Origin of the sequence: Pontibacter rufus (assembly GCF_015694705.1) — a bacterium.
GTDB classification, from domain to species: Bacteria; Bacteroidota; Bacteroidia; order Cytophagales; family Hymenobacteraceae; genus Pontibacter; species Pontibacter rufus.
Map to the genome: position 1 here is coordinate 202,161 of NZ_JADQDR010000004.1, position 24,311 is coordinate 226,471.

The following is a 24,311-nucleotide window of genomic DNA, read 5'->3' on the forward strand; positions in this document are numbered from 1 at the left end:
CGCAACTATGCAAGAGCTCAGCGTCCGGCACCTGTTAGGCATCAAAGACATCACAGTCCAGGATATCCGGTTGATTTTTGAAACCGCCGACAACTTTAAAGATGTGCTCAACAGGCCGATCAAAAAAGTGCCTTCGCTGCGCGATATTACAATAGCCAACGTCTTTTTTGAGAACTCAACCCGCACCCGCCTCTCCTTTGAGCTTGCGGAGAAAAGACTTTCAGCAGATGTGGTCAATTTCAGCAGCAGCGGCAGCTCCGTCAAAAAAGGCGAAACCCTGCTCGATACGGTGAACAACATTCTGGCCATGAAGGTAGACATGGTTGTGATACGCCATTCCAGCCCCGGTGCGCCGCACTTCCTGAGCCGCCATATCAATGCCAACATCATCAATGCCGGCGACGGCACCCACGAACATCCTACCCAAGCGCTGCTCGATGCCTTTTCCATTCGGGAGAAGTATGGTGAAGTGGCCGGTAAGAAAATAGTGATCATCGGCGATATTTTACACTCGCGCGTAGCACTTTCCAATATTTTTGCCCTGCAGAAACTGGGCGCCGAGGTGATGGTATGTGGCCCGGTTACGCTGTTGCCCAGGTATATCAAAGATCTGGGCGTAAAGGTAGAAACGGATGTGCGCAAAGCGCTGGCCTGGTGTGATGTGGCCAACGTGCTGCGCATACAACTGGAACGCCAGCAGATGAAGTATTTCCCGTCGTTGCGTGAGTATTCGCTCTATTATGGCATCGACAAAAGAATGCTCGACAGCTTAGATAAGGAAATCACGGTGATGCACCCGGGCCCGATTAACCGCGGCGTAGAACTAAGCTCCGATGCCGCCGATTCGCACCACTCCATCATCCTGAACCAAGTGGAGAACGGTGTAGCTATCCGGATGGCTGTTTTATACCTGCTGGCCGCTAGGCAGTAAATTTACAGGGGCATGATTAACAATTCCCATCTACGATCTTAAGAAATAACTTTTCATCAAAGTAAAACTCTCGTCCCAAGACTCCTGCCACAGGTGCAGCACAGCTAAACCTGGTTAAACACAGCTCCTTCAGTGCGCTTTGCCTCCTTTTGGAATAGACATAGCAGTCGCCTCTTTCCAGCACATGGGCAACGACAGACATCTTTTGTTCGGTTGGGAAATAATTTTCCACATAAAGCGTATCCTGCGCTTCGGCGGCATTCACTATTTGGCCAACCGTGCTTAGGTAATCTCCATAGTCTACAAAGTAGCCATACAAATCACTTACAAACAGATTAATAGGCGCTTTGATAAGATAGGCTGAATCCTCATACAGCACGATGGTTTTGTCGAACCTTAATCCGGTGTCATTAGCAATAAGAGTAACCGTTTCGCAAATGTTTTCAGGCGCTACCTCGTCTTTATTACACGCGGTAAGCAAAGCGAGGCAAAAGAGTAACAACAATGGCAGGTTCGCTTTCATACTTATCCTTTATACCTGAGAGCCGGTTCAAGCCAACTTCGTTGCATCGCAGTTTTAAGAAATTCAGAATTAGCTTAGTGCATTCTGTCTGGATAATTACGGCAGTTCCGTAGTATAGCTAAAAAACAAAAGCGCCGCAGAAATCTGCGGCGCTTTTGTTTTTAGCTTTTACGCTTTGGCAAGCGTGTTATTCCATGTCAAGCTTCATGTCCGGGGTATTCATTTCGAAACCTACCCTGCGGTTTTTAGCTCTTTCGTTTTCCGTTCTGCGTCGTGATAAACGCTCGTTCACTTTTACAAGTGGTTGAGTTTCACCATAACCTCTGGTTATCAGCCTGTCCGGATTCTGAACACCCTGGCTTACCAGGTATTCTTTTACGGCCTCAGCTCTGCGCTCAGAAAGTGCCTGGTTGTATTCTTCTGAACCAATGTAGTCAGCATGTCCTTTGATAAGCAGCACGTGATCTGGATATTTGGTCAGTGTTGTTACAATGCTATCCAGCAGTTGCTTGTAGCTGTCTTGTACCCTGGCCTGGTCGAACTCGAAACGAACTTTCTCATCCAGCAATTTCAGAGTAGCTTCGTCAAGCACTGGGCAACCTTTTGTTTCAGCTGTACCTGGAGAGGTAGGGCAAACATCTTCGTTATCTGGCACACCGTCACCGTCAGAGTCAACAGGGCATCCATCAGGGCCTACCTGTACGCCGGCAGGAGTGTCAGGGCATTTGTCGTTAGCATCTGCTACACCATCGCCGTCAGCATCAGGGCAACCTTGCAGGGCAACCACACCAGCCTGATCAGGGCACTGGTCATCTTTGTCAGCTACGCCGTCACCATCACGGTCAGGGCAGCCTTGCAGGTTCGCTACGCCGGCTTCTGTCGGGCACTGATCCTGGTAGTCAGCTACGCCATCACCATCAGTATCGATAGGGCAACCTTCTTTATCTACCTGCACACCACTCGGCGTATCAGGGCATTTGTCTCTTCTGTCCGGCACACCGTCCATGTCTGTATCTTTGGCTTTGCCTAAGTTAAAGCCAAGGCCAACGTTGTGTTGCAGGAAGCGGTCGTTGTCGCCAACTCCGTCGATACCGTCAAATTTATCGTTGCCCGTAATCATGTAGTTGGTTTCAACAAAAGCGCTTACCGCATCTGAGAAGCGGAACCGGATACCGGCGCCGGCTTTGGCTACCCCGGTGAAGAACTTATTATCCTGCAGGGTAGTACCGTCAGCCCTGGTGGCGTCGGTATTTACCCAGGCACCACCACCGGCAATTTGCAGGTATGGCCCGATAAAAGCATCTTCCTTCAGGATGGTGCCATACATCTTCAGGCGCAGGGCCAGCATGGCTGATCCCATCTTAGCCTCAAACTGCCCAAGAGGGCTGGCTTCCATTTCTGGTCTGTTATATGTCAGTTGCAGGCCTGCATCAAAAGACGGGCTGATGAAGCGGTTCAGGTTGAGGCCTCCACCCCATTCCAAATCGCCGAACTCATCATTTAAATCGCCTTTATATTGTATGGCGCTTCCGTAAATCTGGAGGTTCATTGGCTGATCTGAACTTTGCGCCTGCACTTCATTTGTCGTTGCCAGCAGAGCTGTAAACGCCAGTGCGGTTGTACATAGTTTTGTAAGTTGTGTTCGCATGGTTTTAAAGTATATTTTGATATGACAATACGTGCATGTTTTGAATCGAGTTTTTGAATTGCTCAAATTTTAGCAAAACGGCGGCCCGGAATTTAGTGGAAAAAGATGTACCGGGGACTGGAAGAATGCTTTAATCATAAGCAGGACAGTTTTAAAGTTTTTTTCTAAAAACAGCATAATCTTTTGATTTTCAATCCACTTCGCACAGAAAACACTTAGCACAATAGCCCTGTGGCTTTTAAAAGTGGGTACTAATGATCTCAAACTGTTTTTACAGAACAAGGTTTTAAACAGCGGAAAAAAAACGCGAATGTTACTAATGAAGCGGCAAATATAGCAGAAAGGCTGATACTATATAGTAAAAGCCGCTCTTTTCCGGTTGCATAGCTGCATTTTTTCTATTGCGGCTGCATCAGGCGCTCTATGTCGTCAACTTCAAGCGGAATATTTTGCATCAGATCTACCGGTCCGCTGCGGGTTACCAGTATATCATTTTCCAACCTGATGCCGATACCTTCTTCTCTGATGTAAATACCCGGCTCGCAGGTAAACACCATATTTTCTTCAAACGGGCGAAATCTGTTGCCTACATCATGCACATCCAGGCCCAGCAGGTGCGAGGTGCCATGCATAAAATACTTTTTGTACAGCGGCTTTGCCGGATCCTGGTGCCGCACATCATCTGCCTGCAGCAGGCCGAGGCGTATCAATTCGTTCTCCATCACCGTGCCTACAAATTTATGGTACTGGTCCAGGGTGTTGCCTGGCACCAGCATCTGCCTGGCTGTTTTTAGTACGCGCAGCACTGACTCATATACGTCGCGCTGCCGCGGGGTAAATTTACCGTTCACCGGCACCGTGCGGGTCAGATCAGAAGCATAGTTGGCATACTCAGCCCCGAAATCCATCAGCAGCAGATCGCCGTCCTTACATTCCTGGTCATTATCTATATAGTGCAGGATACAGGCGTTGGCTCCCGAGGCAATAATAGAACTATAGGCCGGACCTTTGGAACGGTTGCGCAGGAACTCGTGGTACAACTCCGCCTCAACATCATACTCCATCACGCCGGGCTTGATAAACTGCAGCAGCCTTCGGAAGCCCAGTTCCGTAATATGGCAGGCCTTTTTGATGAGTTCGATTTCGATTGCTGACTTGACAGCCCGCAACTGGTGCATAATGGGTGCGCTGCGCTCATACTTGTGCAGCGGGTAATGCTGCTGGCACCATTTAATAAAGCGGGCATTGCGGGTTTCTACTTCCACAACAGCGCGCAGGTGTTCGTTGCTGCTCAGGTATATATGTTCTGCCTCAAATACAAGCGTGTTCAGCACGGCGTTAAACTCATGGGTCCAGAGCACAGTTTTGATGCCGGATACTTCCTGCGCCTGCTGCTTGGTAAGTTTGTAGCCTTCCCAGGTCAGGATCTGATCACTGGTTTCGCGCACAAAGAGTACTTCCTGCATCCGCTCATCTTTTGCACCCGGAAAAAGCAACAAAATACTTTCCTCCTGATCCACGCCCGACAGGTAAAACAGGTCATTGTTCTGGCGGAAAGGTAAAGTAGCATCTGCATTGGCCGGCATCACGTCATTAGAGTGGAAAACGGCGATAGAAGATGGCTTGAGGTGCTTTATAAAGTTCTGGCGGTTATGTATAAACAGCTCGTTTCTGATGGGTTCGTATCGCATAAGATTGAGGAAATTAAAGAGCGCTGACTAAGATGCAAACCGATAAAACTTCTTAAAAAAGAGTAATGCATTTGTCTTAATTCCTGCGCCAAATTAGTAATCCTTATAGTATAATTCAGCCGGCCGGGAAATAAATTTATATATACCGGCAAAGTATAAGTAAAACTACCAGGTGATGAAACAGATGAAATCCAGGCAAAAAACAAAAGGCTTTCAGGTATAAATCATTGAAAACAAACAGCTCCTACCTTCACCGGCCTTCGTTTATACTTCAACCTGATTTACTTCTCATACCTATATAATGTATGCCTGTTCAGGCCTGCCGCGCCAGCAATGCAACCGCCCGTTCAACCAACAGCGCCTCATCCTGCTGCAGCAGGCACAGCGGCACCCCGAAACGGCAGGTGTTGGCACGGCACGGCACACAAATAAGGTTAGGTACCTGCATTACCTCTGCCATGTGCCGGTTATAAGGCCCGGTACTGGCTTCGTCGCCGGCCCCGAAAAATACCAGCATCTTTCTGTTCAGGCTATTGGCTACATGCGCAGGTCCCGAGTCGGTGGTAATTACAAGGTCGGCTGCGGCCATGATGCTTACCAGTTCCGGCAAACTGGTTTTTCCGGCCAGGCTCTTCACATGCGCAAGGTTACCGGCCAGCGCCATAATCTCCTCCACAAAAGCCGTGTCTTTGGGCCCTCCTAACAGCAGATACTCCGCTTTGATGCGTTGTGCCAGCCCCTGCAAAATGCTTACCGCTTTCAGCACCGGCATCCGGCGCGACTGTGCCTCCGAGTTGAAGTTAAGCACGATGCGGGGCAGCTCATCAGACTTCTTTATACTTGCCGGCACCTCTATACTTGCATCCGCAAGCAGCGCAACAGGCACCTTATCTATAGGTTTGCCCAGGTATTGTTCCAGCAGATAGCTATAGGCATCTACCCGGTGATGGGCTTTGGGCCGGGCATAAGCGTGCGTAAAGAGCAGGGCACGTCCCTCGTTTCTGTAACCAATTCTATACTTTGCTCCTGTAGCCCACCCCATTACGCCCGCCGAGAAAGAATCCGGAAGGCTGAAAAACAGGTCATACTTGTACGGCGCCAGCAGCCTGCCGAAACGGTAAGCCCCGCGCAGGCCTTTATACTTCGCCTTCGGAAAAGTATGCACACCCGAGATGCCGCCGGGCAGGAACTGCGCCAGGCTCTTATACTCTGCTTTGATAATTACATCTACCTGCGCCTCCGGAAAACTGTGCCGCAGCACCTGCAAAAATCCGGTACTCATTACCATGTCTCCGAGCCAGTTCGGCAGCCTTACTAATATTTTCATCAGGAAATATCCGACCAAATGTGCCTGTAAAACTAAGGCTTTTTTATTTTTGATTGTTATGCATCAGCCCCAGCGTCTTGTTATTCATCTATGCCTAGTACCTGCACCTTCGTCGGAACAGATGCTTTGATGCCTTTGCTCCACCGGGCCGGCTTGTCCCGAAAAATTCCGGCAAAGCCTGAAGCAGGAATGCAATTGAATAACTGCCTCTTAAACTTGTGTCTTCACTACAACAATAAAAACGTGAGCGTTGGGAAGGGATGAAAAGTATAACCGGCGGGAAAGATTTTAATGCAATAAAACCGGATAAGCAGTAAAACCGGTATTTTGCCTTTTAATTTGAGGAGCGGTTCCATGCTTATTCTGAACGGGAATCTATACCTTTGCAGTAAAAGGAAGCTGTTCTGCATCTGTCTCCTTTCTCCTAAGCACGCTATCATGAAAAGATATATACTTTCATTCGGCTCCATTCTCTTTGCCCTGTTTTCACTTTCCGGCTGCGTTTCCACATATATGCCCAACGTACCCAACACGCCCATGTTTACCGAAAAAGGCGAACTGAGCGCCGGCGGCCACGTTACCCCCAAAGGAAATATCTCGTTTAACACTGCCTATGCCATTACAGACCACTTTGCAGCCATGCTGAATGGGTCCATGCTTAACAGTGAGCGCTCGAAAAGAGATTTCAGGCATAACCTGCTGGAGATAGGCGGCGGCTATTTTACCACTTTCGGCCCGGACCAGAACCGCATTCTGGAAGTATACGGCGGCATTGGCGGCGGCAGCAGCGACCGCACCAAAAAAGAAGAAGACAGCAAAGGCGTGATGACGTATACCCGGTATGAGGCGAACTTCTCCAAATACTTTGTGCAGGTAAACTTCAGCTCCAAACGTAAAAAATCGCTGCACCTTTTCAACCGGGATTTTCCGCTAAACTACGGCACCGCCCTGCGCACCAGTTATATTAACATGAACAAGTACCTGGTAAATGGCGAAGTGGAGGCGGAGGAAGACAATATTTTCTTTGAGCCCATCTTTTATACCCGGCTGGCCCTGAACCCGGCCGTGCAACTACAGTATACCAGCGGCGCCAACTTCGGCCTGAAAAACCGCGAAACCCTGACGGCCGGTTATTCAGTGTTTTCGCTGGGTGTGGTGGTTAACGTAGGAGGCTTCGCCCGGAATAAGTAATCTATTGTGGGCTTTATATCCTTTCCTTTACACAGCGGGAATCTTTTTTAACCTTCCCAGACATGCACGGGAGCTGCGCACACTGCGAGGTCAAAGTTTTCAACTCATCATGCTTTCCCGTACCTTTGCAGGCTAAATTTCAGATGGCATGCCTGATTATCATATTCATACTTTACCCAACGGAATCCGGATTGTGCACAAGCAGGTGCAGCATACCAAGATAGCCCACAGCGGCTTTATCCTGGACATCGGCAGCCGCGACGAACTGCCTGACCAACTCGGGCTCGCACATTTCTGGGAACACATGGCCTTTAAAGGCACACTTAAACGGAAATCGTTTCATATCCTGAACCGGCTGGAATCGGTGGGTGGTGAGCTGAACGCCTATACCACCAAAGAAAAACTCTGCTTTTACAGTTCGGTGCTGGACAAACATTTTGAGAAATCGTTTGAGCTGCTCACTGATATAACGTTTCATTCCATCTTCCCGGAAAAAGAAATAGAGAAAGAGCGGGGTGTGATTCTGGAAGAAATGTCCATGTACCTCGATACACCCGAAGAAGCTATTGTAGATGAGTTTGACGCCGTGGTATACGAAGGCCATCCGCTGGGCAATAACATTCTGGGCACTACTGAGAGTGTCTCCGGTTTTGTAAAGCAGGATTTCCTCAACTTTATTAACCGCAACCTCAGCACCGATGCGCTTGTTTTCTGCTCTGTGAGTAACCTGCCGTTTGAGCAGGTGCTAAAGCTCGCCCAAAAGTTCCTGGGTGATATTCCGGTCATACAGCAGCACCGCACGCGCGAGCCATTCAGCCATTATGTACCTAAAACAGTTACTGTCGAAAAGGCTATTTCGCAGGCGCACTGTGTACTCGGTTGCCCGGCCTACGCGTTGAACGACGACCGGCGCATCCCGTTTTTCATGCTCACCAACCTGCTGGGTGGGCCCGGCATGAACTCGCGCCTGAACCTGGCTGTGCGCGAAAAGCATGGCCTGGTGTATACCATCGATGCCAACTACGCCACCTACATCGATACCGGCCTGCTGACCATATACTTCGGCACTGAGAAAAAGCAGCTCAGGCGCACCACCGCACTGGTACTCAAAGAGCTGAAGAAGCTGCGTGAAAAACAGCTCGGCTCACTGCAACTTCACACAGCCAAAGAGCAGCTGATGGGGCAGCTGGCTATGGCCGAGGAAAGCAACATGGGCCTGATGATGATGCTCGGCAAAAGCATCCTGGACCAGAACAAGGTTGAGCCGCTGAACGAAATTTTCGACCAAATCAGAAGTATAACCGCCTCCGATTTACTGGACATCGCCAACGACGTGCTCCGTGACGACCAGCTGAGCTTCCTGAATTATGTGCCGGGATCTTAATGTGCTGATTGTTTAATGTGTTGATGTGCTAAATGGTTAATAAGATAAAAGTATCTAGCCTATATTCTTTCATATTGTCATCCTGGAAGGATCTTGTGTGTGATCTACTTTTCACGCACAAGATCCTTCCAGGATGACAGAATTAGTTGAAGGTAATTATATGATTAATTTTGCCGCTTTACTTAACCCATCTCCACTTTAGCACATTAAACAAATGGAATTCCTGGACGAAGAACTGCAACAGTACGCCGACGAACATACTTCACCGGAAAGTGCGCTGCTGCACAAAATAAACCGCCACACGCACCTGAGCGTGCTGAAACCGCGCATGCTGTCGGGGCACATGCAGGGGCGCATCCTGGCGATGTTCTCACAGATGCTGCAGCCACGACAAATTCTGGAAATCGGCACCTACACCGGCTACTCTGCGCTTTGCCTGGCGGAGGGTTTGCAGGCGGGCGGCACGCTCCATACCATTGATATCAATGAGGAATTGGAGGCACGGGTGCGCGGCTATTTTGCTGAAGCGGGCCTTTCGGCAAGTATAAAATACTACATCGGCAATGCCCTTGACATCATACCAGGCATAAATGCCGCCTTTGATTTGGTGTTCATCGATGCCGATAAAATCAACTACGCCCGCTATTATGATTTGGTGATTGACCGCGTGCGGCCCGGCGGCTACATCATTGCCGACAATGTGCTGTGGAGCGGCAAAGTGCTGGCCAGGTATAGAAAGAAGCTCGACGAGGACACCAAAGCGGTTATGGATTTCAACAAAAAAGTGCACGACGATGCGCGTGTAGAGAACCTCCTGCTGCCCGTGCGCGACGGCCTGCTGATAGCCCGCAAAAAGTAACTTCCTCCTGCGCTGACCTCGCAGTGTCCGCAACTCCTGCGAGCGTATGGAACGGTTCGCTTGCACGACATGGGCGGGAACTGCGCGCCGCGAGGTTGTACCATAAATATCTTCCGGCCCTGCCGCCATGCCCATACTTTCCCAAGCAGCTAATAATCTGTTTGTTATCACGTTTTATACCTGGCGCCAGGTATAAAATGGCGTTCCGACATCAAATTTTTATCAGAATAAGTTAGCCGGCGGCTTTAGATTGCAAGGCAAATTGCGTTAATTCGCAAAGGCTATAGCGTTCTCTGAACATATTAATCTGTAGCTATTTAACAACAACCGCCTCAACGGTAAGTAGAACCTGATTCAATCATTAGCCAAGTATAAAAAAGTACCTTTCGTTATGAGAAAACAGTCCATCCTTCTCTTTTTGCTCCTGATGCCGCTGCTGGTTTTTGCGCAGGACATTACAGTGCCCAAAAACGTTTATTTTGCGGATATCCACCTGAAACTTTCGGATGGTGCGCAACAGGAAATTCAGAAGAAAGTGGATGCCCTGCACCGCAACCAGACCTATTTTAAAATGAAAGTAGAGCTGGCCGATGCGTATTTCCCGATCATCGAACGGGTGTTTAAGGAAGAAGGCGTGCCCGATGATTTTAAGTACCTCGCCCTGCAGGAAAGCGGGCTGGTGGGCGATGCCGTTTCTACCTCCAATGCCGTGGGCTACTGGCAGTTTAAGAAAGAAGCTGCCGCTGATTTTAACCTGCGCATGGATAATGTGGTGGATGAGCGCAGCCACATCATAGCGGCCAGCCGTGGCGCCGCCCGTTATTTTAAGCGAAGCAACAACTACTACAACAATTGGTTTAACGCGCTGCTCTCGTACTACCTGGGCTACACAGGCGCCAAAGACTATACTTCGCCGCTGGACAAAGGTGCAAAGAACATGAACATCACCGAAAAATCGCACCCTTACGTGCTGACGTTCCTGGCGCACAAGATTGCTTACGATAACTTTGTGGGCAAAAACACACCGGCTGTGTCACTGCGTGAACTGCGTGCCACGCCAGGCCAGAGCCTGGCCGATATCGCCCTGGCTACCAAAACAGATTACCCGGAGTTGGAGCGGTATAACAAGTGGCTGCTGGGCAATACCATCCCTTCGGATAAAGATTATTACGTGATGGTGCCGGTGCGCAATGGCGGCAGCGAAGGCGATTTGTTCGCATCAAACAACAGCAAAACTCCTGTACGCCGCACCGGGCCCGTTATGGCGGCGTCGATGGTGAAGCGCAACGGTCTGAATGCCCTGGTTGCCCGCGCCGGTGACACCAAAGACAAGCTGGCGCTGCAGGCTGGCCTCTCTACCCGCCGTTTCCTGAAGTATAACGATATGCGCAGCTTCGACAGCATCGAGGAAGGCGCTATTTACTATACTGAGCCCAAGAAAACTGATGCAGAAACAGAATACCACGTGGTGCAGCCCGGAGAAAGTATGCAACAGATTGCGCAGCACTATGGCATCAAGCTTAATTACCTGCTCTTCAAAAATCGCATGAGCCGCAGCGAAGCGCCGGTACCAGGCCGCGTGCTTTGGTTGCAGAAACGCCGCCCGTACGCCACTCCTGTGGAGGTTCGTGACCTGAACAGACAGCAGGTTGCCTCGACAGCAGCCCCGGACAGCTATAACAAACCTGTAGCTACCCGCACAACGGAGGCAACTAAAACCACAGCAGCTGTCCACGACAAGAAACCAAAAGAAAATATCTTTACCAGATTTATCAACAGGCTGACAGGCCGCACAAAGCAGCCGGAGAAAGAACCAGAGGTAATAGCCGCAGAACCGGAAATAGTAAAACAGCCGGTTGCCACAGATCCTACACCTGCTATGGCTACAGAAATACCGGCAGAAGAGACTGCGGCAGCGCAGCAGGCTCCAGCTGTTCCCGGCAAAGTGACCCAAGCTGAAACAGAGGGCCAGATAAAAGCGCAGCCTGAAACAGAAAAAGAAGAAACGCTGGAAACAGCAGCTCCTGTAACCACAAGCCCGGCAGCTAAGACCAATAAGGCAGGGCTATACCCCGGCACCGCAAAAGCAACACCGGATACAACCACTCAGCAGGAAGCAGCTGGCTGGCCAGTGCAAACATCGGAAACAGAAGCAGCCATAACAGCAGAAGCGATTGAGCCCGCACAGGAAACAGATGGGGCCATACCTGCGGAAACCATAATGGCAGCAGAAGACACTATATTTAAAGAAACACCGGCTGCAGCGGCAACAACTGTGAAACCGGCTCCTACCAAACCACTGGCAGAACCCACTACCCAACCTGCCCCTACGCGGCACGTTGTTCAGCAGGGCCAAACTTTATACAGTATCTCCAGGATGTACGCTGTCAGCATAAACGACATCAGCCGCTGGAATAATCTGGGAGAGGAGCCGCTGAAAGTTGGCCAGGAACTGCTGATAGCGGAACCACTTGCTGTGCCGGCACAGTCCGGGCCGGCAGAAACATATGCAGCCCCGGAGGCTGCTAACGGCCTCCACACAGTAGCTGCCGGCGAAACGCTTTACCAGATTTCTAAAATGTATAACGTAACACCGGAACAGCTGCGCACATGGAATAACCTGCCGGACAACAGCATCCGGTTAGGGCAGGAACTGCGCGTGGCAGCACCTATTGAAACTGCTACACCTGCACAAACTGAAGAGAAAACGCCTGCCAGCACCTTTAAGGGCAGCAGTACTTACCACACGGTGGCTCCCGGCGAAAGCATGTACCAGATATCGCGCAGCTATGGCGTTACCATCAAAGACATTATGGAGTGGAACAACAAGAGCGACTTTGCAGTAAGCGCCGGCGAAAAGCTGCTCATTAAGAAAAAGTAGCACGCTTATAAAGCAAACCCGGCAGGTGCAGGCAGATATATTAAGTATGAGATGTATAACGCTGAAACCTGCCGGGTTTTCTGCTGCGTTAACTTCTGTATTATTAGTTCTGAAAAAGCAGCTTACAGGCTATTCTGTAAGCTGCTTTTTGCTTCAGGCGCTATCACGGAGAGCCTTCCTTGCCCGGAACAGTAAGGTTGTTGGCTGCCTGCAGTCCGGAGGCAATTTCCGGAAGTATGCCCAGGCGCTGGTATATCGGGCGTACCATCTCGCGCAGGCGGCTCAGTTGCAGGGCAAAGGGCACAATGGTGAGCATAATCAGAATACCGCAACCCAGCAAAGTATAGCCTACCCCTATTCTCTCTGCTATGGCTCCGGCCAGCAGACTGCCAAACGGCCCCATTCCCAGCGAAGCCATCGAATAAAAACTCATTACGCGGCCGCGTTTGTCATCCTCCACAATGGTTTGCAGAATAGTGTTGCAGGAAGCCATCTGTACAATCATACCAAAACCTACAAACAGCATACACAGCAGCGATACCCAAAGTATGGTAGAAAAGGAAAAGGCAATCAGTCCTAAACCAAAGATAACAGCCGCTGCCACAATTACTTTTCCCAGCCCCACAGCCGATTTACGGGGCGCCAGGTATAAAGCGCCGGTCAGGGCGCCAATACCGGAGGCGCCCATCAGGAAACCCAGTGTATTGGCGTTGCCACCCAGTATGTCGCGGGCAAATGCCGGCATCAGCACGCTAAAAGGCATCCCTATCAGGCTCATGCTGGCCACCACCAGGATAATGGCCCGGATAGGCGGAAACCGGAAGGTATACCGAAAGCCGTCCTGCAACTGCTGCCATACTTTGCGGTGCTGCTTTACAGGCACGAAAGGTTTTGTGCGCATCAGCAGCAACGAGCCGATTACGGCCATGTAACTCAGCGCGTTTATCAGAAAACAGGCACCCTCCCCTACGGCCGCAATGATTACGCCCGCTATAGACGGCCCCACCAGGCGCGCCACGTTAAACAGAGAAGAATTAAGGGCAATGGCATTGCTCAGGTCGTCGCGGTCTTCTACCAGTTCAATCACAAAGGCCTGCCGTGTGGAAGTATCAAAAGCATTCACGATGCCCATAAACGTGCTCAGCGCCAGAATGTGCCATATCCTGATGGTATCGGTAAGCACCAGCGCCGCCACCGCCGCGGCCTGCAGCATAAACGATGCCTGCGTTACCACCAGTATCCGGTGCCGGTCGAAACGGTCGGAGATAACGCCGGCAAAAGGGCCAAGTATAAAAGAGGGCGCCAGGCTGCAGAAGCTCACCATTCCCAGCAAAAACACCGAATCGGTGAGGCGGTATACCAGCCAGCTCATGGCAATGCGCTCCATCCAGGTGCCAACCAGCGACACCCCCTGGCCCATAAAAAACAAGCGATAGTTTTTATGGCTAAGCGCTCTAAACATACCATTCAGCCTGCTTGTAGAATTTCCCTCCTGATCCATTTTTACATTTACATTTTTAACACCGCTTCTTACTTACGTGCCGGGTTGCTAAAACCGTTACGCTTTCCGGGGATAGCTCCGCAAGTTTGAAAGTATACGGCTTGCAGGGCAGCCCTGCCCGGGTATACTGTCTGCCTGCAGGTATCTGCATATGCTTCTGAGGCGTAATATGTTATAAACCAAATTTGTTTATCCTTAAACTTATCTGAAGAAAAATAAAGGACTGGCCCGGCAAGTATGGAGAATAGAAAAGGCCGTAAGGCCATTAGCAGGTTTACACAGGAATCCCTAAATTGCTTCTGCCGTGTGGTAACAATGGCTGATTTGCGCGTTGTTTTATGCAAGTAATGGGACAAATGAAATCCGGACAAAAGCCTTTCCCGCTCAAATTATTTAAAAACAGGTTATATCCTCCCCATACTTCATTTATACATTAAACTAAGTTTGTCCGCATACTTAAATGCTAAAAGCTTAATTTAACATATGCTGAAAACCACAGGCGCAAGAAATCAATTTGCTGATAGACGATGAGAAAGTATGTAGGACTATTATTAGCTGTGTTACTGTTCATACTTAATTCCTGTAAAGATTCTTCTTCACAGGCCTATGATTATAGTAGCTGGCGCACTTATGCAGGGTCAAAAGACGGGAACAGGTATTCTGCAAATGACCAGATTACGCCTCAGAATGTAGCACAACTGCAGATTGCCTGGACGTACAGCACGCAGGACAAAGATCCGGAAAACCGCTCACAGTTGCAGTGCAACCCCATCATAGTGGATGGAATCCTGTATGGTACTTCGCCGCAATCAAAATTGTTTGCTTTGGATGCGGCAACCGGACGGCAAAAATGGAGCTTTAACCCTTACGAACAGGGAAATCAGGAGAAAGATAAACTGGCGGCATTTAACGTGAACCGCGGGGTAAGCTACTGGCAAAATGAAGAAGGAACCGATAAACGGATTTTGTACAGTGTGGGCCATCGCCTATATGCCATCAATGCCGTAAACGGCAAGCCTGTCCCTGCCTTCGGGCAACATGGTTTTATCGATCTGCGGCAGCATTTAGACCAGGATAACACGGAGAATGCTTATGTGGCCGGCACCACGCCGGGTATTATTTACAAAGATTTACTTATCTGGGGCATGCGCCTGTCGGAAGGGCCGGATGCTCTGGCCGGGCATATACGGGCTTTTGATGTACGCACCGGCGAGCGCCGCTGGATATTCCACACCATTCCGCACCCGGGCGAAACCGGTTACGACACCTGGGAGAACCCGGATAGCTGGAAGCGGATCGGCGGGGCCAACAACTGGGCTGGTATGGCGCTGGACGAAAAGCGCGGCATTGTGTATGTTCCGACCGGATCGGCTACGCCCGATTTCTACGGCGGTGTACGCAAAGGACAGAACCTGTTTGCCAACTCTATTATTGCCCTCGATGCCGCCACCGGCAAGTACATCTGGCATTACCAGGTGGTGCATCACGATTTGTGGGATCGCGATTTGCCGGCCAATCCTAACCTGGTAACGGTAAACCATAATGGCAAAAAGATTGATGCCGTTGCCCAGATTACCAAGCATGGTTACGTGTTTTTACTGGATCGCACCAACGGCAAGCCGCTCTTCCCGATAAAGGAAGTGCCGGTACCTGCCTCAGGCTTACCCGGCGAAAAAGCCTGGCCTACGCAGCCTATTCCTACCCTGCCCGAGCCGTTTGCCCGCCAGAAGTTCGGCCCCGAGGATGTAACCGACATCTCCCCCGAAACACACCGGGACATGATGGAAAAGTATAAGCAGGTAAAGCACCGGATTATGTTTGCACCGCCAAGCAAAGCAGGCAGCTGGATTTTCCCTGGCTTTGACGGCGGTGGCGAATGGGGCGGCGCTGCCGTAGATCCGGAATCAAATATTCTGTACGTGAACAGCAGCGAGGTGCCTTGGGCCCTAACGATGATTGACGTACCAAAAAATGAAACAGCTGACCATACCCTGAAAGGTGTTGGCAAAACCGTGTATAACAAATATTGTATTGCCTGCCACGGCCCCGATTTAAAAGGCAACGGTTCTTCTTATCCCTCCTTGGTTAACATCGGCAACAAGTATACAGCAGCGCAGGTAAGTCAAATTATAGAGAACGGCCGGAACATGATGCCTTCCTTTAAACAAATACCGGCAAGCAAAAAAGAAGCGCTCCTGGCTTTTCTGCTGAACACCGCAGACAAGGAGCCGGCATTGGCGGCTAACAAGCCCGGCGGTTCGGAGGCCAGCAATGCAAAAGAACCGGTAACCTCCGCCAATACTCCGGAAACCAGGGATCTACAGGATGAGGTTCCGTACACCATGACGGGTTACAACAAGTTTTTAGACAAAGACGGTTATCCGGGCATAAAGCCACCCTGGGGCACACTCAATGCGGTGGATCTCAATAGTGGTAAACTGCTATGGAAAGTGCCTCTGGGAGAATATGAAGAACTAACCAAAAGCGGCATCCCGCCTACCGGCACCGAAAATTATGGCGGCCCCCTGGTAACCAAAGGCGGCCTGGTATTTATCGCGGCGACCAAAGATGCCAAAATCCGTGCTTTCGATAAAAAAACAGGTAAAGTGTTATGGCAGGCCGACTTGCCGGTTCCGGGCTATGCCACACCGGCTACTTATGCTGTTGCCGGCCGGCAGTATGTCGTAATTGCCTGCGGCGGCGGCAAGTTAGGCAGCAAATCCGGCGATGTATACATGGCCTTTGCCCTGTCTGATACAGTTGGCGGCAACAGATAACACGACACCCTGCAGACAGGAAATAGTTCAGAATGAGCAATAAAGGCCAGTATTATACCTGGCGGGCTGCAAAAAAGAAAGGTAACATAAACAGCTAAGGGAGGTATAAGTAACCTTACATTTTTAAAATAGAATAAGCGTATGAACGAAGTACTGGAAAGAATTTATTTCCATAACACCGTTAAAGATTACATCATTGTAGTAGCCTGTATTTTGGTCGCTTTGCTGCTGGTCAGGCTTTTTAAGCGGACAATTCTGATAAAGATTTCCCTTTGGACCGAAAAAACCAAGTTTAAATTTGATAATTACCTCATCGGGAGCTTTGAGCGTTTTGGTATACCGATTATCAATATCTGTATTGTTTATGTAGGTATAAATTATCTGACGCTCTCAGCAAGGGCCGATAAAATTATTGACATTGCAACAACCGTAGCTATCACTATCCTGGTGATCCGTTTTGTATCGTCGGCCCTGTCGCTGGTGGTGGGGGCTTATTTCACCCGGAAACACCACACAGCCAGCGGAGCCAACGAGATGGGAGCCATCAACCTCATCATCGGCATTATTATCTGGTTTATTGGCCTGGGCTTTTTGTTTGATAACCTGGGCTACGACCTCACAGCCATCATCGCCGGCCTGGGCGTAGGCGGTATTGCGGTGGCGCTGGCAGCACAAAACATACTTGGCGACTTGTTCAACTACTTTGTTATTTTCCTGGACAGGCCTTTTGAGGTCGGCGATTTTCTGGTGGTTGGTAACGAAAATGGCACAGTAGAGCACATCGGCGTAAAAACTACGCGTATCAGGACCCTATCCGGCGAACAGTTGGTGTTCTCTAACAGCGACCTGACCAGTTCCCGCATCCATAACTTTAAAACCATGCAAAAGCGCCGCGTGGTCTTTAAAATTGGCGTTACTTACCAAACATCCTACGAAAACGTGGAAAAGATTCCGGAACTGCTTAAAAGCATTGTAGAGGAGCAGGAACCGGTGAAATTCGACCGGGCGCACTTTGCTTCCTACGGCGATTCCAGTCTTGACTATGAAATAGTATACTACGTACTCGACCCGGACTACAACAAGTACATGGATATCCAGCAAGCCATTAATCTGAGCATTTACAAGCAGTTTGCAGCGCTCGGAATCGAGATTGCATTCCCAACCCGCACGCTGTTCGTGGTAAATCAGCAGGAGGACGAGCAGGAAAAGGAGCCGGTGCAGCCCCCCAGCCGGCAAGGCTCCGAGCAACAAAGTATAGCCCATTAAAAGCAAAGCAGCGGAGACAATTTCCGCTGCTTTTTTGTTGTAACCATAGCACTTTATACTTGGGCAGCCGCCCGATTTTCCGTACTTTTATCATCCCGAAGATGACTTCCAAGTATAGACTTCTTCTAATAAAGATGTCATTCGTATTTCATCATTTGTAATTCGTAATTCTCCGAAATGCCTGTTTTCTCGCATCTACATACCCATACGCAGTACTCGCTGCTCGACGGCCAGGCCAGCATTGGCGCGCTCATGAAAAAGGCGCAGGCTGATGGCATGCCCGCCGTGGCCATGACGGACCACGGCAACATGTTTGCCGCCTTTAATTTCGTGGCCGAGGCCAACAAGTATAACGTGAAGCCGATCGTGGGCTGCGAGTTTTACCTGGTAAAAGACCGCCACCTGAAGACCTTTACCAAGGAGCAGAAAGATGTGCGTCACCACCAGCTCCTGCTGGCCAAAGACCAGGAAGGTTACCAGAACCTGGCCAAGCTCTGCTCGCTGTCATACATCGAAGGTGTGTACAGCAAGTGGCCGCGCATCGACAAAGAGTTGCTGCAGAAGTATAGCAAAGGCCTGATTGCCACCAGCTGCTGCATCGGCGCCGAGCTGCCGCAGGCTATCCTCTGGAAAACGGAGGCCGAAGCCGAGGAACTGCTGAAATGGTGGCTTGATTTGTTTGGCGAGGATTATTACATCGAGCTGCAGCGCCACGGCCTGCAGAACATCGATGGCACCGGCAAAAGCCAGGAAGACGTGAACCAGGTGCTGCTGAAGTTTGCCCATAAGTATAACATCAAGGTGATCTGCACCAACGACTCGCACTACGTGGATCAGGACGACTGGAACGCGCACGACATCCTGCTGTGCGTGAACACCGGCGAAGACCAGAGCACACCCGTTGGTGATTTTGCGACCAAATATTACCGTTTTCTGTCAGATGACCAGAAAGTGATATACGACACCGTGGACAACGTACGCAACAAGTATGGCCATATGCCAAATATCCGGCAAATGCTGAACCGCATCGACGAAGCTGGCCCGAAAACGCGCTTTGGTTTCCCCAACGACCAGTTCTACTTTAAAACGCAGGACGAGATGAACGCGCTGTTCAAGGATGTGCCGCAGGCGGTGGATAATACCAACGAGATTGTAGACAAGATAACGCCGCCCAAGCTGAAGCGTGACATCCTGCTGCCCAATTTCCCGATTCCGCCGGAGCACGCCAATGCCGATGCCTTTCTGCGTCACCTGACCTTTGTGGGAGCTAAGAAGCGGTACATTGATATCACCCCGGAAATAGAAGAACGCCTGGATTACGAACTGCGCATTATTGAGACGATGGGCTTTGCCGGCTATTTCCTCATTGTGCAGGACTTCATCAACAAAGGCCGCGACATAGGCGTGGCCGTGGGACCGGGACGTGGTTCGGCGGCCGGCTCGGCGGTGGCTTACTGCATCGGTATCACCAACATCGACCCGATCAAGTATAACCTGCTGTTCGAGCGATTCCTCAACCCGGAGCGTGTATCAATGCCCGATATTGATATTGACTTTGACGACGTGAACCGCCAGCGCGTGATTGACTACGTGGTAGAGAAGTATGGCAAAACACAGGTAGCGCAGATCATCACTTTTGGTACGATGGCCGCTAAATCGTCGATTAAAGATGTGGCCCGATCTACCTCTTTGCCGCTTGCTGAGGCCAACGAACTGGCCAAAATGGTGCCGGACACGCCGGGCACTACCCTGGCCAAGGCCTTTATCGAAAATCTGGAACTGGCTGCCATCCGCGAAGGCAACGATCATCGTGGCGCTACGCTAAGATTGGCCGAGAAGCTGGAGGGCTCCATCCGTAACACAGGTATACATGCTGCCGGCGTCATCATCGCGCCCGACGACATCACCAACTATATCCCGGTTTCCACTTCCAAAGACGCCGACCTGCTCGTCACGCAATTCGACGGCAAAGTGATCGAGAGCGCGGGCATGCTGAAGATGGACTTCCTGGGTCTGAAAACGCTGACCATCATCAAAGACGCCATCGAGCTGATCGAGAAAAACCATGGCGTGAAGATCGACATTGATGCCATACCGATAGACGACGAGAAAACCTACCAGCTCTACCAGCGCGGTGACACGATTGGCACGTTTCAGTTTGAGTCGGAAGGCATGCGCATGTACCTCAAGGACCTGCAGCCCACCAACATAGAAGACCTGATTGCGATGAACGCCCTGTACCGCCCAGGCCCGATGCAGTTCATCCCCAACTTTATTAACCGGAAGCATGGCCGCGAAGAGGTAGAATACCCGCACGAGCTGCTCAAACCTATACTGGAGTACTCCTACGGTATTATGGTATACCAGGAGCAGATCATGCAGACGGCCCAGATTCTGGCCGGTTACTCGCTGGGCGGTGCCGATTTGCTGCGCCGCGCCATGGGTAAAAAGGACATGAAGAAGATGGCCGAGGAGCGGGAAAAGTTCATCAAAGGAGCTGCCGAAAAGCACAAAATCGCTCCAAAGAAAGCTTCTGAGGTGTTTGACGTGATGGAGAAATTCGCGCAATACGGCTTTAACCGCTCCCACTCGGCCGCCTACTCGGTGGTGGCTTACCAGACGGGTTACCTGAAAGCGCATTATCCGGCCGAGTACATGGCTGCCGTGCTCACCAACAACATGAACGACATCAAAAAAGTGACGTTCTTTATTGAGGAGGCACGCAAGCAAGGCGTGGAAGTACTGGGCCCGGATGTGAACGAATCGCTCTTAAAGTTCAACGTGAACGAGAAAGGCCAGATTCGTTTTGGCCTCGCTGCGATAAAAGGAACCGGCGAATCTGCCGTAGATGCCATTATTTCAGAACGTGAGACAAACGGACTGTACCAGGATATCTTCGACTTTGCCAAGCGCGTGAACCTGCGGGCCGTGAACAAAAAGACCTTTGAAAGTATGGCCCTGGCCGGTGCGTTTGACTCGTGGGGATTGTACCACCGGGCGCAGTTGATAGAAGTACCGGAGGGCGAAAGCATGCCTTTGCTGGAGAAGGCGGTGCGCTACGGTAACAATTACCAGGCTGAACAGCAGGCAGCACAGCAGTCGCTGTTTGGCGGCAGCGCCGCGGTGGCATCTCCGCTACCGAAGATTCCGGAAGTGCAGGTATGGACGCAGGCCGAAATGCTGCGCCGCGAGAAAGAAGTAGTAGGCTTTTACATGTCGGGCCACCCACTCGACCAGTTTAAGCTGGAAATAGATTCTTACTGCACCTGTCCGCTCGACAGAATTGAGGAGTACAAAAACCGCGAGGTGAACGTGGCCGGGATGGTGTCGGAAGTGGTAATCCGGACGGCCAAAAACGGCAACCCGTTTGCCTTGTTTTCTATAGAAGATTACGATTCTACGATGCAGATGGCGCTGTTCGGCGAGGATTACATGAAGTTTTCGCCTTACCTGAAAACAGGCTTATACTTGTTCATCAGGGGTAAAGTGCAGCTGCGCTATAAAACAGAAGACCAGTGGGAATTGCGTCCGCAAAATATCCAGTTACTCGGCGATATTACCGATAAGATGGCGCAGGGCGTACAGCTTAACATCAATTTGCAGCATTTTAACCAAAATTTGGCTGAGGCGCTCGAAGGGGCCATCATCGCCAGCCCAGGCCAGAAACGCCTGGAGATAACGCTGCACGTGCCGGAGGAGAAATTGGCCCTGCCCATGTACTCCCGCAAATACAGAATCGATCCGAAACCGTTTCTGGCTTCCATCAAGGAGATGGGTTTGGGTGAATGTAAGTTGATTTAATGTGCTGATAGGCTAATAATGATTTGAAAATTTGGGGATGTGGAGATTTGAAGATGATTTCCGCTTCTGCTGAAAGTATAAAAAGAGGTGTGCTGCTGCGGTGACACACCTCTTTTGTTTTACTGCTCTCTCGTACTTCTTAGTCCGGAAGTAGCCTGCCAGGGATTTATATTTTAAAGTATAAGCTCGCATGGAGCTTAAGAACAGAATCGTACCCGTCCGCTGGCAGTTATGCCGGAGAACCTGCTCTGCTCCCCATGGAACTGTTGATATAGCAGCCTTCCAGTTAGCTGCTGCACCTCCTTTCTCTCCTGCCTTGCCCCTCCTCTCCACTTTTTCTTCGCTAAACTTGTTTCTGAAACTTTTAGCTGCAACATTTGTTGATACAAATAAATCATACCTATCGGCGGGATATGTCGTAAGTATAAAAGAAGACAATAGTACAGGCAGGTATAGTTTGGGCAAGTATTTGTCAATCCTGTTATAGTTATTAAATTTAAAACAGAGAATTAAACCAACAAACCATTAAAGTTATGGCTAAAAAAGCAATAGAAATCACAGACGCAAATTTTGATGAAATCATCAATTCAGATAAACCGGTATTGGTAGACTTTTGGGCAGAATGGTGCGGCCCGTGCCGCATGGTAGGCCCGATTGTAGAAGAACTGGCCGGCGAGTACGAAGGCAAAGTCGTTATCGGCAAAGTAGACGTAGATGCCAACCCGCAGACTTCCGCCAAGTTTGGCATCCGCAGCATCCCGACGCTGCTGGTGTTTAAAAACGGTGAAGTGGTAGACAAGCAGGTGGGCGCTGTGCCTAAAAACGTGCTGTCGCAGAAACTTGAAGCGCAAATGGCGTAACCCAAAGTATAATCATACTTATAAAAGAAGGCCTCTCCTGTTATGGGAGAGGCCTTTTCTGTTCATCCGATTTCATTATGACACTGATGTTGCCGCTGCGCTCCAGGTAAGCTAAACGAACGGATTTTAAATCTGCATCGTGGCCGGCGTTGCGCAGGGCCTCGCATAAGTCGTGTTCTGTTACACTGTTCCTGCGCATAGCCGCCCATTGCAGTTCGCCATTCTTTATCAGCATCTCAGGTTTGCCCTTTAGTATGTTGCCAACGCCGATATTCGTATAAAAGGCCAACATGGCAAGACCTCGGTGCAATACGACCAGCGTGAGTGCGGCAGCCAGCGTAGGCCAGAAAGGTGCATTGCCGGTAATGGCGCGGCTTAAGATTGAGCCATAAATAACCCCCAGCACAATATCAAAGGTAGTATTCTTGCCAAATATGCGACTGCTGCCTATCCGGAGAATAAGCACGGCAGCAAAAAATATTCCGATGGCCCGCAGCGACATCTGCCACCAGGTCAGTGTCTCGTCATGAATACCGAAAGCCATATGGAAAAACTCCTGCATAGTTTGCTGGAACGGCCAAACCGAAAGCAAAGTTATACCCGATTACCTCACTCATAAGCCATTTGGTATTGTATTTGGACAGGAAAACTTTAGCGCAGGCTGTACGCAGGCATGTATACAGCCTGCTTTGTTCATTCACTTTGATACATTTACGGAATATGGGTTTTTAGTTGAACCTAAGTGCCGTAAATACGGTAATAAGAAAGAGAGAATCAAACACTTACCTTAAAGCATTTATACTTACAAACTTAATACTACTATGTTGAGATTTGCGATGTTAGGCATAGCGCTCCTGCTTGGGCCGGCTGCCACAAGCTTTGTTCAGGCACAACCTTTTATCAGCAACTATGGTGCGGAAAGCATAGCGGAACTCACAGAACCCCAGAAAGTGGAGCGGCTGATAGAATGGGTGCGCCACCTGGACGGGGCTACTTTTATCCGCAATGGCGAAGAATATAACTGCCAGCAGGCTGCCGATCACCTGCAGTCGAAATGGGAGAAGCACAAGGACGAGGTAAAAACAGCAGAAGAATTTATAGACGGATTGGCTTCAAAATCAGGTATGACGGGCGAGGATTACCTAATTCGCTTCCCCGACGGCAAAACTGTTACATGCGGGGAGGCCCTTCACCAGCAATTGCAGCGTATTGAGCAATCGTAAGAAGAACGCATCCCTATCGGATTACGTAGTTTAAACATTAACTTGTTTAATTTAAAGATCCGCAACCATGTTACAATTCCTGGAAGAAGCAAACGATGACTTAGTGGCGCTCCGTATTTCCGCCAAAGTTGACAAAGATGACTATGATGTGATGCTTCCGGTATTGGAAGAAAAAATCCGGCAGCACGGTAAAATCAGAGTATACGCAGAGCTGATGAACGTAGAAACTTATACCCTGAAAGCTCTGTGGGAAGAAATAAAGTTCGATTTTAAGCACCTGAATAATTTCAGCAAAGCGGCCATCGTAGGAGATGCTCCCTGGATGAACATGGTGACCGTAATGGCGAAGCCCTTCACCTCCGCCCAGGTAAAGCACTTTGACCTGGCGCACCGGTCTGATGCCTGGGCCTGGGTAAATGCATAAAGGGCTTTAATTAAAAAAGCAGTT

At 50.0% G+C, this 24,311-nt stretch carries 18 protein-coding genes; 11 read left to right on the forward strand and 7 right to left on the reverse strand.

The genetic code is table 11. From position 1 onward, the window contains the following. The first annotated feature begins 7 nt into the window (after positions 1-7). Positions 8-931, forward strand: a complete 924-nt coding sequence (locus I2I11_RS08890) for an aspartate carbamoyltransferase catalytic subunit (RefSeq protein ID WP_196267336.1) — start codon at positions 8-10, stop codon at positions 929-931. Positions 932-947: 16 nt separating this feature from the next. On the opposite strand, the gene I2I11_RS08895 is transcribed toward I2I11_RS08890, so the two are convergent. From I2I11_RS08895 to waaF, 4 genes are all read right to left on the reverse strand, one after another. Continuing rightward, positions 948-1,454: a hypothetical protein gene (locus I2I11_RS08895; RefSeq protein ID WP_196267337.1), complete on the reverse strand. Its 507-nt coding sequence runs from the start codon at positions 1,452-1,454 to the stop codon at positions 948-950. 187 nt (positions 1,455-1,641) lie between these two features. Next, positions 1,642-3,102 (reverse strand): OmpA family protein, encoded by a 1,461-nt coding sequence (locus tag I2I11_RS21470; RefSeq protein ID WP_196267338.1) that lies wholly within the window; start codon positions 3,100-3,102, stop codon positions 1,642-1,644. Between the two features lie 398 nt (positions 3,103-3,500). Further along, entirely contained in the window at positions 3,501-4,793 is a 1,293-nt protein-coding gene (locus tag I2I11_RS08905) for an aminopeptidase P N-terminal domain-containing protein (protein ID WP_196267339.1), read from the reverse strand. Between the two features lie 313 nt (positions 4,794-5,106). Further along, positions 5,107-6,120, reverse strand: a complete 1,014-nt coding sequence (gene waaF, locus I2I11_RS08910) for a lipopolysaccharide heptosyltransferase II (RefSeq protein ID WP_196267340.1) — start codon at positions 6,118-6,120, stop codon at positions 5,107-5,109. Between the two features lie 438 nt (positions 6,121-6,558). Between waaF and I2I11_RS08915 the strand changes: the two genes are divergently transcribed. From I2I11_RS08915 to I2I11_RS08930, 4 genes are all read left to right on the forward strand, one after another. Beyond that, on the forward strand, positions 6,559-7,311 hold the full coding sequence (locus tag I2I11_RS08915; protein ID WP_196267341.1) for a hypothetical protein: 753 nt from the start codon (positions 6,559-6,561) through the stop codon (positions 7,309-7,311). A gap of 148 nt (positions 7,312-7,459) precedes the next feature. Beyond that, positions 7,460-8,695 (forward strand): M16 family metallopeptidase, encoded by a 1,236-nt coding sequence (locus tag I2I11_RS08920; protein ID WP_196267342.1) that lies wholly within the window; start codon positions 7,460-7,462, stop codon positions 8,693-8,695. Between the two features lie 214 nt (positions 8,696-8,909). Continuing rightward, complete coding sequence (locus I2I11_RS08925) at positions 8,910-9,554, forward strand: O-methyltransferase (RefSeq protein WP_196267343.1); 645 nt, start codon at positions 8,910-8,912, stop codon at positions 9,552-9,554. A 391-nt stretch (positions 9,555-9,945) separates the two neighbouring features. Continuing rightward, positions 9,946-12,435: a LysM peptidoglycan-binding domain-containing protein gene (locus I2I11_RS08930; RefSeq protein ID WP_196267344.1), complete on the forward strand. Its 2,490-nt coding sequence runs from the start codon at positions 9,946-9,948 to the stop codon at positions 12,433-12,435. 163 nt (positions 12,436-12,598) lie between these two features. On the opposite strand, the gene I2I11_RS08935 is transcribed toward I2I11_RS08930, so the two are convergent. Continuing rightward, entirely contained in the window at positions 12,599-13,897 is a 1,299-nt protein-coding gene (locus tag I2I11_RS08935; RefSeq protein WP_196267345.1) for an MFS transporter, read from the reverse strand. Between the two features lie 566 nt (positions 13,898-14,463). Between I2I11_RS08935 and I2I11_RS08940 the strand changes: the two genes are divergently transcribed. The 3 genes from I2I11_RS08940 (at position 14,464) to dnaE (ending at position 21,780) form a co-directional block, all read left to right on the forward strand. Continuing rightward, a complete protein-coding gene (locus I2I11_RS08940; protein WP_196267346.1) occupies positions 14,464-16,713 on the forward strand; it encodes an outer membrane protein assembly factor BamB family protein in 2,250 nt (749 codons plus the stop codon). 141 nt (positions 16,714-16,854) lie between these two features. Beyond that, a complete protein-coding gene (locus I2I11_RS08945) occupies positions 16,855-17,979 on the forward strand; it encodes a mechanosensitive ion channel family protein (protein ID WP_196267347.1) in 1,125 nt (374 codons plus the stop codon). A gap of 177 nt (positions 17,980-18,156) precedes the next feature. Then, the gene (gene dnaE / locus I2I11_RS08950) at positions 18,157-21,780 is read left to right on the forward strand and encodes a DNA polymerase III subunit alpha (RefSeq protein ID WP_196267348.1); all 3,624 of its coding nucleotides are present in this window, start codon (positions 18,157-18,159) and stop codon (positions 21,778-21,780) included. A 12-nt stretch (positions 21,781-21,792) separates the two neighbouring features. On the opposite strand, the gene I2I11_RS08955 is transcribed toward dnaE, so the two are convergent. Then, on the reverse strand, positions 21,793-22,245 hold the full coding sequence (locus tag I2I11_RS08955) for a hypothetical protein (RefSeq protein ID WP_196267349.1): 453 nt from the start codon (positions 22,243-22,245) through the stop codon (positions 21,793-21,795). 68 nt (positions 22,246-22,313) lie between these two features. On the opposite strand from I2I11_RS08955, the gene trxA reads away from it, so the two are divergent. Continuing rightward, a complete protein-coding gene (trxA, locus tag I2I11_RS08960) occupies positions 22,314-22,640 on the forward strand; it encodes a thioredoxin (RefSeq protein WP_196267350.1) in 327 nt (108 codons plus the stop codon). Positions 22,641-22,680: 40 nt separating this feature from the next. Here trxA and I2I11_RS08965 read toward each other — a convergent pair whose 3' ends face one another. Continuing rightward, the gene (locus tag I2I11_RS08965; RefSeq protein ID WP_230679992.1) at positions 22,681-23,202 is read right to left on the reverse strand and encodes a DUF421 domain-containing protein; all 522 of its coding nucleotides are present in this window, start codon (positions 23,200-23,202) and stop codon (positions 22,681-22,683) included. Positions 23,203-23,461: 259 nt separating this feature from the next. On the opposite strand from I2I11_RS08965, the gene I2I11_RS08970 reads away from it, so the two are divergent. Both I2I11_RS08970 and I2I11_RS08975 read left to right on the forward strand, forming a co-directional pair. Then, positions 23,462-23,863 carry a DUF5329 family protein gene (locus tag I2I11_RS08970; RefSeq protein ID WP_230679993.1) on the forward strand — a complete coding sequence of 134 codons (402 nt, stop codon included), beginning with the start codon at positions 23,462-23,464 and terminating at the stop codon, positions 23,861-23,863. Positions 23,864-23,930: 67 nt separating this feature from the next. Beyond that, positions 23,931-24,287 carry a SpoIIAA family protein gene (locus I2I11_RS08975; protein WP_196267351.1) on the forward strand — a complete coding sequence of 119 codons (357 nt, stop codon included), beginning with the start codon at positions 23,931-23,933 and terminating at the stop codon, positions 24,285-24,287. Positions 24,288-24,311 lie beyond the last annotated feature (24 nt).